10 protein-coding genes, 1 tRNA gene and 1 pseudogene are annotated in these 8,848 nt (G+C 54.7%); 5 read left to right on the forward strand and 7 right to left on the reverse strand.

Annotation, left to right across the window (positions count from 1 at the left end; translation table 11 throughout):
- Positions 1–397 precede the first annotated feature (397 nt).
- Entirely contained in the window at positions 398–1,081 is a 684-nt protein-coding gene (locus PQU95_RS17485) for a hypothetical protein (protein WP_272753196.1), read from the forward strand.
- A gap of 168 nt (positions 1,082–1,249) precedes the next feature.
- Here PQU95_RS17485 and PQU95_RS17490 read toward each other — a convergent pair whose 3' ends face one another.
- The 6 genes from PQU95_RS17490 to rsmI all read right to left on the reverse strand — a co-directional run bounded on the left by PQU95_RS17490 (position 1,250) and on the right by rsmI (position 5,998).
- Positions 1,250–1,816, reverse strand: coding sequence for a recombinase family protein (locus PQU95_RS17490; protein ID WP_272753197.1), 567 nt, complete (start codon positions 1,814–1,816; stop codon positions 1,250–1,252).
- Positions 1,817–2,023: 207 nt separating this feature from the next.
- A complete protein-coding gene (locus PQU95_RS17495; protein WP_272753198.1) occupies positions 2,024–2,863 on the reverse strand; it encodes a hypothetical protein in 840 nt (279 codons plus the stop codon).
- Positions 2,863–3,057 (reverse strand): hypothetical protein, encoded by a 195-nt coding sequence (locus PQU95_RS17500; RefSeq protein WP_272753199.1) that lies wholly within the window; start codon positions 3,055–3,057, stop codon positions 2,863–2,865. Before PQU95_RS17500 ends, PQU95_RS17495 begins: the two co-directional genes overlap by 1 nt.
- A gap of 239 nt (positions 3,058–3,296) precedes the next feature.
- Entirely contained in the window at positions 3,297–4,559 is a 1,263-nt protein-coding gene (locus PQU95_RS17505) for a tyrosine-type recombinase/integrase (RefSeq protein WP_308446617.1), read from the reverse strand.
- Between the two features lie 431 nt (positions 4,560–4,990).
- Positions 4,991–5,075, reverse strand: a tRNA-Leu gene (locus PQU95_RS17510).
- Between the two features lie 50 nt (positions 5,076–5,125).
- Positions 5,126–5,998, reverse strand: a complete 873-nt coding sequence (rsmI, locus tag PQU95_RS17515; RefSeq protein WP_272753200.1) for a 16S rRNA (cytidine(1402)-2'-O)-methyltransferase — start codon at positions 5,996–5,998, stop codon at positions 5,126–5,128.
- Positions 5,999–6,235: 237 nt separating this feature from the next.
- On the opposite strand from rsmI, the gene PQU95_RS17520 reads away from it, so the two are divergent.
- The 4 genes from PQU95_RS17520 to PQU95_RS17535 are packed head-to-tail and all read left to right on the forward strand — an operon-like array spanning position 6,236 to position 8,666.
- The gene (locus tag PQU95_RS17520) at positions 6,236–7,129 is read left to right on the forward strand and encodes a penicillin-binding protein activator (RefSeq protein ID WP_373321418.1); all 894 of its coding nucleotides are present in this window, start codon (positions 6,236–6,238) and stop codon (positions 7,127–7,129) included.
- Entirely contained in the window at positions 7,129–7,467 is a 339-nt protein-coding gene (locus PQU95_RS17525) for a YraN family protein (RefSeq protein ID WP_272753202.1), read from the forward strand. Before PQU95_RS17520 ends, PQU95_RS17525 begins: the two co-directional genes overlap by 1 nt.
- A 32-nt stretch (positions 7,468–7,499) precedes the next feature.
- Entirely contained in the window at positions 7,500–8,090 is a 591-nt protein-coding gene (locus PQU95_RS17530) for an SIS domain-containing protein (RefSeq protein WP_272753203.1), read from the forward strand.
- Positions 8,091–8,666: a BON domain-containing protein gene (locus PQU95_RS17535; protein WP_272753204.1), complete on the forward strand. Its 576-nt coding sequence runs from the start codon at positions 8,091–8,093 to the stop codon at positions 8,664–8,666.
- A gap of 63 nt (positions 8,667–8,729) precedes the next feature.
- Here PQU95_RS17535 and PQU95_RS17540 read toward each other — a convergent pair.
- Positions 8,730–8,848: pseudogene (locus PQU95_RS17540) on the reverse strand (IS481 family transposase); the annotation flags it as partial.

Here is an 8,848-nt window from a genome sequence, read left to right on the forward strand (position 1 = left end):
TGCAAGGACACGGACAAACAAAAAAAGCCAGCTTGCGGGCTGGCTTTGGACGCACCTATGGCGGTGTTAAACGTATGGTATTGTCAGATTTTCACACTGTCAACGGGCGACAGCGGACGCTGAAAAGCAAAAAAGCCAGCGGCTGGGCTGGCTTTAGACGCAGTTGTGGAACTGGTAAAACGTAATGTAGTGGAACATCTGGGCCACGTCAACGCGCCATAATCCCCGGCACAAAAGCAAAGAGCCAGCCGCTGGGGCTGACTCTGGACGCAATTGTGTTCGCTGCGAAATGCAGGATATTGTAACAATTCAAGCGTGTCAATCTCAGGCCCATACACGACCAAACACAAAACTGATAAGCTTTTCAGCACCACCATGAAAACGTAACAGCGTCACAATGAAAGCTAGCAAAACCAAAGAGCAAGGACAGCTATTGGCACAGAACTTAGCGGACTTTCTCAACAGCGACGGCCGCTCATATCGCCCACGCTACAACGGGGCACTGCTGGACCAACTCCATATTGCCATTGATGAGTTAGGAGCGAGCCCGGCAGGCCACACAGCGCCGGCAGGCTTCACGGATTGGCTGACCTTCGTGAATACAGTGCTATCGGTAAAACTTACACCAGCTGACAGAGCAAAATTCGAGCAACTACACAAACCCAAGGCCCCACATCGCAAGCAAATCAACAGCGATAGCGAAGCACTGGCAGCAGCTCAAATGCTGCATGGGCTGTTTAGCAATACTGATGACATGAGCGCCCTCCCAAACTATCAAACCTTGTGGCAGATCGAGACTGCCACCAAGGTGCTTAATGGGCGGGCAACAGCCACGCCACCAATCGGATTTGATAGCTGGCGCGATTTTGTTTGCGACACCCTAAACGGACTCCCCCCCGAACTTCGCTCAAAGACACTCGCGCGCCTGCGCATGCAACGCTCACGCACCAAACGCAACCTTGTATCACTAGAAGTGGAAGCCCCAACCATGGCCAAGCTACAGGAGTGGCAACACAAACATGGCCACCGCAACCTAAGCCAGGCGATAGATGATCTACTGGGGAAAGTCGGCAAGGAATAAAAAAAGCCCAAGATGGTTATCTTGGACTTTTTTTGGACGCAACTTGTGCAACTGTTATTAGCTTAGCTTTATTCAACAGCAGCCGTCAACAACAGATGGCAAACGCCACCAAAACCAACGCCCACAATAGCCTTGGCAAAAAATCATAACCGTAACAGCGTTACGAAATCATGCCTTGGCTATACGGTGCACGGTAGCGCGATCAACACCATACTGCCGCGCCAGCTCGGCACGGCATTCGCCGGCAGCGTAGCGGGCGCGAAGCTCTGCCTTTTGCTCATCGGTCAGTTTGGATTTACGGCCCTGATACTTACCCTCAGAACGAGCACGGCGGATACCCTCTTGCTGGCGTTCGCGGCGCAGATCGTTTTCAAACTCTGCAAAGGCAGCAAACATCGTCAAGGCCAACTTGCCGGCAGGGGTGCTGGTGTCGAATTGCTGCTTGAGTATCACCAGGCGCACACCCTTGGCTGTCAACGTCTGGATGCTGGCCAGCACGTCTACCGTATCCCGGCCCAGCCTATCCAACGAGAAAACTACCAGCGTGTCACCTTCGCGCAGGTAGGCCAGCATGGCCGCGAAGCCGTCGCGGCTTTCCGCTTTCACCGTGCCACTGGTGGCCACGTCGGTAAACTCCCGGACGATATCGAACCCAGCGGCCTTGATGGCCTCGCGCTGGTTGGCAATGTGCTGGTCCTCGGTGGACACGCGAAGATAGGCGATAGCTTGTGTCATGACGTTCAAACCGTTGCAATAGGGTATTTATTGAATAATGCAACGCAATGCCCCATTTTGCAACATATTTTGCAACGGTTTTATGGCTGGTGTTGCACCGTTGCATAGGGATTACCCTATTGCAACAGCTCATAACTAGTCGCACCAGTCCTTGGGTAAAAAAGCTCTACACGCATAATATGCAGAACGATCTACAAATTATCCAGACTACAAATTAGCACCCAGCAAGCTATCTAAGCTAGGCACTATCAAACAAGACTGTCTTTCACACTTACGGCTCCGTTCTTTCTTCGACTGCCTAGCCCTCGACATATGCCTATTGATTCTTTGGCAGTACTTTTTATACTCAGCACTCTGCTTAAAAGTGAGCATATTTATCTCACACATAGCTAAGCTGAAATCAAGATCATAATCGACTAACGCATCACGCCATGAAACACTGCGCAACTTCTTCTCAAAATGTCGAATCCAACCAATCGCATCCAAGTGAGAATAAAAGCCAGCGGCTTGTTTATTCACGTACGCCCGAAGGACATGTAAACTTAATTTTGCCTGAGCTATCCCATACTTATTTTGTTTTGATGGAATATTAATCACATTAGCAAGTCTGCTTTGCCATATGGCATATGGATGCATAACACGGATATCAACATGGCTATCATCACCAATCTTAAAACGAACCATGAATGATGTTCTAAAAAGCACATCATTGCTTACTCCCAAGATGCTACTCAGGAAATCAACCTCAAGGTCCTCACCATCAACTGGCAACGTCAATTTAGCAAGATTAGTTGTATGATCATCAATGTTTGATTGCGCAAATATACCGCCAAAGCCATCTTTTACTTTGTGAGCAGACTTAATTCCACAAACCAAATCCAAGTCCCGCGTCACAGATGGAGGCAGTTCTGGCGGGACTGACACTCCCAAAAGAAAAGTCCATAAAGCAAGAGCCTGGCCACCGACTAATATAGCGGTGTCAGGCTCTGTTTCATATACGGTTTTTAAAATCCGCAATAAAGATTCGTTGGTTATTCTTCGAGACATTACCAAGCTATAGCGTGAGTAATTTCAGGACTGGCAAGCAACTCTAAGGTGCCATTATTGAGATTAAACAAGCTACCTGCTCTTACAGCATCAATACCAAATACATGCTGCTCATCGAGGTCTTTAAGGAAGCTAACGGAAGCAGATGGCATATTCCCTACCAAAGGCTTCTCTATGAACATTAGGTTTTGCATCATCGACTCCTGTCGACGGCATTAATTATATCTATTATTAGCCGACTTATGATTTATATTATCTATCAAAACAACTTGAAAAATTGCGCTTCCCCGTTCACAGACTTAGTGAAAAAAAGCACGTTTACATTGTAAATCACAGAGATAGAAGAAAACAAGGCAGCAGCAAAACTTCATACACCCAACAAAGAACTGCGCCACACTTCTACTTTAGGCCCAATAATGGCGAAATCCTAGCATCATGATGATCGCAGACAAAAATCAGCCCACCACTGCATCATCTTGCGTCGCTCATCCAGGTACTCAGCACGATGGTAAGCAGCCCGCACCTTGTTGCGCTCGGCATGGGCAAGCTGGCGCTCGATTACGTCAGGGTCGAAACCTTCTTCATTGAGCGTAGTAGACGCCAGCGCACGGAAGCCATGCGGGGTGGCCACGCCTTGATAGCCCATGCGCCCCATTGCATAGCTAAGGGTGTTTTCACTCATGGGCTTGGCATGGTCAGTCATGGCCGGAAAAAGCAAGGCTCCGCGTCCAGTTAGTGGCTGCAGTGTAGCCAGCAGGGCCAGCGCCTGACGGGACAGCGGCACGATATGGGGCTGTCGCATCTTCATGCGCTCGGCAGGGATTCGCCACTCGGCACGCTCGATATCAAACTCATCCCAACGGGCCGCCCGCAGTTCACCAGGTCGCACAAAAGTCAGCACCAGCAAATGTAAGGCAATGCGGGTTGGCTCATAAAGGTTGGCCGCAGCCAAGCGCCGGTAAAACTCGGGTAACTCAGCACGGGGCAATGCCGGCCTGTGCTCTACTTTTGAGGCCGTCAGCGTGCCAGACAGCGCCTGTGCCGGGTTCACCTCAAGCCTGCCGGTTTGCACTGCGTAGCGCAGCACAGCACTGATACGCTGCAGCACCCGGCCTGCCGTTTCAATCGCCCCGCGCTTTTCTATCTTGCGCACCGTAGCCAGGATAAGCGGCGCGGTGATATCACCAATGGCCACACGCCCCAGATCAGGAAACGCATCATTCTGCAGGGACTCAAGCACACGCCGGGCATGGTCAGGCGTCCAGCGTGGCAGCTGCTTTTCGTACCATTCCAGCGTGAGCAATTCAAAGGCGTTGGCACTGGCGGCCTGTGCAGCCAGCTTGGCTTCTTTCTTGGCCTCCCCGGGGTTGATACCCTCAGCCAACAAACGGCGGGCCTCTGCTGCCCGCTCTCGGGCCTCAGCAAGCGACACGGCAGGATACTTGCCCGGCGACAGCACACCCGCTTTGCCATTGAAGCGGTAGCGGAAACGCCAGTTTTTGCCGCCCGCTGGTGTTACCTCAAGAAACAGGCTGCCGCCATCCTTAAGGTAATAAATCTTGTCTTGCGGCTTGGCCTGCTTAATGGCCAGGTCAGTCAGTGCCATACAGCCCCACTGTGTATAGATTTGCGTGTATAGATTTGCGCCCGTCAGGTTGGCGCATGGGCACCAACCGCGCCCGCCCTTGGCGGTCACAGCATCAGCTTGCAGGGTGGGCAGGCCGGGCCATTGCGGCTTTCTATCGCGTCACCATAGTGACAGCATCAAATGTCACTATCGCGTACTTGCAAAAAACCCTTTAAAAACAAAGCCGTCACTATGTCACTACTGTCACCACGCATTTTTAGCGGGGTTCCCAAAATGTACAAAGACCACCCAAGCCCCTACCCAGACGATGCGACGGCGGGGACTACTCACACATTTTCTAACCAGTGTATGAAGTGAAAAAGGTGCTAAGGACAGCTGTGTATAGATTTTAGGTCTGCTATCGATCTATACACAAATCTATACACAAAAAGGCTGGATGTAGCCGGACGCTGCTGGACGTTACAGGACAACAAAAAACCCGCAGAGCTTTGTGCTGTGCGGGTTTCATGGACTGCTTGGGATGTTGCTGGACTTTCTCGTGGTGCCCGGGGCCGGACTCGAACCGGCACACCTTGCGGCGGGGGATTTTGAGTCCCCTGCGTCTACCAATTTCGCCACCCGGGCGAGAAAATCAGAGGAACGCAGTATAGACGCCCCTTAACCACTTGTAAATATCACTCAGCGCTTTTGAGCTTCAAGGCACAATCGTACAGCAGCTTTTTGTTCAGGTCATAGTGAGCAGCCACGATCCCAGCGGCCTGCTTGGTAGGGAGTACTGCGGCCAACTCGGCCAACAAAGACATGGCGGCGGCGGGTAGTTCGTCATCATCTGTGGCTAGCTGCGGTGCAGCATCGATAATCAGCACGCACTCGCCACGCTGCTGGTTGCTGTCGCTACGAATACGCTCCAACAGTTCGCCGGCGGGCAGTCGCAGGAAGGTCTCGAAGGTTTTGGTCAGCTCGCGGGCCAGTACCAGCGGGCGGTCCGGCCCCAAGGTTGCGACGATATCCGCTACGCAATCGAGGATGCGGTGCGGTGCCTCGTAGCACACCACGGCGTAATCGGCTTGTGCCCACTGCTGCAGGGTTTTACAGCGGGCACCCTGTTTGGGCGGCAAGAAACCATGAAACAGGAATCGTGCTGTTTCCAGGCCACTGGCGGACATAGCCCCGACTACTGCGGATGGACCAACAATAGGCACCACGCGCAGGCCTGCAGCCCACACGGCTTCGGCCAGGCGCGCACCAGGGTCGGAAATGCCTGGCGTGCCGGCATCGGACACCTGCACCACGATCTTGCCCTCTTCCAGCCAGCGAATCACACAGGCAGACATGTCGCGTTCGTTATGCTCGCGCAGGCTGACCAGTTTTTTACTGATGCCATAGGCGCTCAGCAAGCTGCCGGTCACACGGGTATCTTCTGCCAGCACAATATCAGCAGCATGGAAGCTGGCGATGGCACGTACAGTCACATCAGCCAAATTTCCAATGGGCGTTGCCACCACATATAATGCCCTTTCGACAAATGTTTCCCGAGCAGAATTCATCAAGTGATCAAGCGCTGTCTGCACGTTTTGGCTCCATGGTTATCCGGCTCTGCCGTCTTGTTGGCGGCAAGTGTAGCGATTGCACAATCCCCGGGCTACATACTTCAACAAAATCAGGTTTCACTGCAGCCTGCTACCGCCAAGGGCAGTATGGTTCCTGCCACGTCAGCTGCGGCCAACCCTGCGCCCATTCCCGCCAAATTACCCGGCAAAGCTAAAGGTGTGCACCTAGGCTTGATGCTCCCTGTGGGGTCCAGCCAGCTGGGGGAAGCGGCCCAGGTAGTCAAGGCCGGTTTTGATGCTGCAGCGGCGGCAGATGGCAGCGTGGAAACCAGCTTTGCGGCGCTGCGCGACGAAAACGACACCACCGCGGCTTACCAGCAGCTGGTAGCCAATGGGGCGACATTCATTGTGGGCCCGCTTACCCGCCAGGGCGCTGCCAAGTTAGCGGCCAGCAGCAAGCTACCTACGCTGGTCTTGAATGCACTGGACAAACCCCCGCCAGCTGGCAGCAAAGTGTGGAGCCTGTCGGTAACGATTGAAACCGAAGCCCAACAGATTGCCCGCATGATGCGCGACGATGGCAGCCAGCAGCCGCTTATCCTGTTTGATAACGACAACTTGTCCCAGCGTTTGCGCCAGGCATTTGCTGATGAATGGCGTAATCGCACTGGCAAATCTGCACGCGAATTGAACGTTTCTGCACTGACAACAGACCAACTGGATATCGAGCTGCGCATTGCCGACGCGGCTTTCCTGGCACTGGACACCAAAGAAACCGAAGCGACGCGCGCACTGCTGAACCCGGCGCTGCCCGCCTACGCCACCTCGCTGGCCAATGTACGCAACCCTGGCCCGGCACTGAGTGGGCTGCGCGTGATTGACATGCCCTGGCTGCTGATACCCAACCACCCAGAGACACGGCTGATTGCACGCCCGGCCAACCCGCTGAACAAGGCGACCGAGCGCTTGTACGCCCTGGGTGTCGACGCCTACCGCCTGGGTGCGGCCCTGGCTAGCAGCAAAAACCCCAGCCAGATTCGTCTGGGTGGGGGAAGTGGCGACCTGCGCATCGGCAAGGGCTGGGTAGTACAGCGCGACCTGCCCGGCAGCGTGATTGGCGCCCAGTAATGAGCCGGGCCAGCGGCAATCTCTTTGAAGACCAGGCTTGTGCATTTTTGCAGGCGCAGGGCCTGAGCTTGCTGGCACGTAACTGGTCGTGCCGCTTTGGCGAGATAGACCTGATCATGCAGGATGGCAAGTACCGGGTATTTGTGGAAGTCCGCGCCCGCAGCAGCCAGCAGTATGGTGGTGCCGCTGCCAGCATCAGTGCGGCCAAGTGCCGCAAACTGCAGGCTGCGGCCAACCTTTATCTGAGCCAGCATCACCTGAACAGCCCCTGCCGTTTTGACGCGGTGCTGTTCGAAGGGATAGCCCCACCGATATGGCTCAAGAACATCATCAGCTAGGCGTAGCACCAGCTGAGCAAAAAGGATAGACGATGGACTTGATCGATCGCGCCAGCGGACATTTCCGCGAAAGCATTGCCACCCAGCAGCTCGTCATGGAAGAGCTGGCCCCCGCCATTGCCGTGGCTGCGGAAAAAATGGTGGCCAGTCTGATGAACGAAGGCAAGATTCTGGCTTGTGGCAATGGTGGAGGCGCGGCTGTTGCCCACCACTTTGTAACCAATATGCTGGGGCATTTCGAAAAAGAACGCCCGGGCCTGGCAGCACTGTCGCTCTCGCATGACAGCCCGGCGCTGACTGCCATTGGCAACCAATACGAGTTTGACCTGATCTACTCCAAGCAGGTGCGGGCCATAGGCCACCATAACGACCTGCTACTGGTGATTAGCAGCTCCGGCCAATCTGCCAATATCGTGGAAGCCATCTACGCTGCCCACGAGCGCGGCATGGGCGTGATTGCGCTGACCGGCAACGATGGTGGCCAGGTCGCCGAAATCCTGTCACCCGAAGACCTGCACCTGAACGTGGCGGTAACGCGCACCGCCCGCATCCAGGAAATACACTTGCTGCTTATCCACGCCCTGTGTGATGCCATCGATTACATGCTGCTGGGAGGAGACTGAATGACACCCCGCCTGAAAAGCCTGACCCTTGCCGCACTGGTAGCGGCCAACCTGAGCGCCTGCTTCCCCCTGGTGGCTGGCGGCGTGGCCGCCAGCGCACTGGTGGTAACCGACCGCCGTACCAGTGGTACCTATGTAGAAGACCAGGGTATCGAGCTGAAAGCCGTGCGCCAGCTCAGCGAACGTTTTGCCGGTAGCCACGTGAACGCCACCAGCTACAACCGTGCCGTACTGCTGACTGGCGAAGCACAAAGTGAAGCCCAGAAAGCCGATATCGAGCTGATGACACGCGGTATTCCCAATGTACGGCGTGTGTACAACCACCTGGTGGTCGCACCCGTCACCACCCTGGCACAGCGGAACAACGACACCTGGCTTACCACCAAGGTGCGTGCCCGCCTGCTGGAAGGCCAGGGCTACGCGCCCAATACCATTAAAGTCGTCACCGAGCGCGGTGTGGTGTATCTGCTGGGTCTGGTGAGCGATGCCGAAGGCGAAGCCGCTTCGCAAGTGGTAGCCAAAACCGCTGGCGTACGCCAGGTAGTTACCCTGTTCGATCCGATCACCGCCCCTTAAGCTAGCCTCCACAACAAAACACCGGGCCCAGGCCCGGTGTTTTGTTTTTGCCAATGCCCGTGTCTACTTGTCTAGTCCCGGACGATTACGCACCTGCTTTTTGAACAGTTCGGGATGTGATTTCTGCCACTGTTTCATCGCCAGCAATGGTGTCTGATGCGCCAGCATCCTTTGCGGCAGAT

Source organism: Vogesella aquatica, from assembly GCF_028548455.1.
GTDB classification, from domain to species: domain Bacteria; phylum Pseudomonadota; class Gammaproteobacteria; order Burkholderiales; family Chromobacteriaceae; genus Vogesella; species Vogesella aquatica.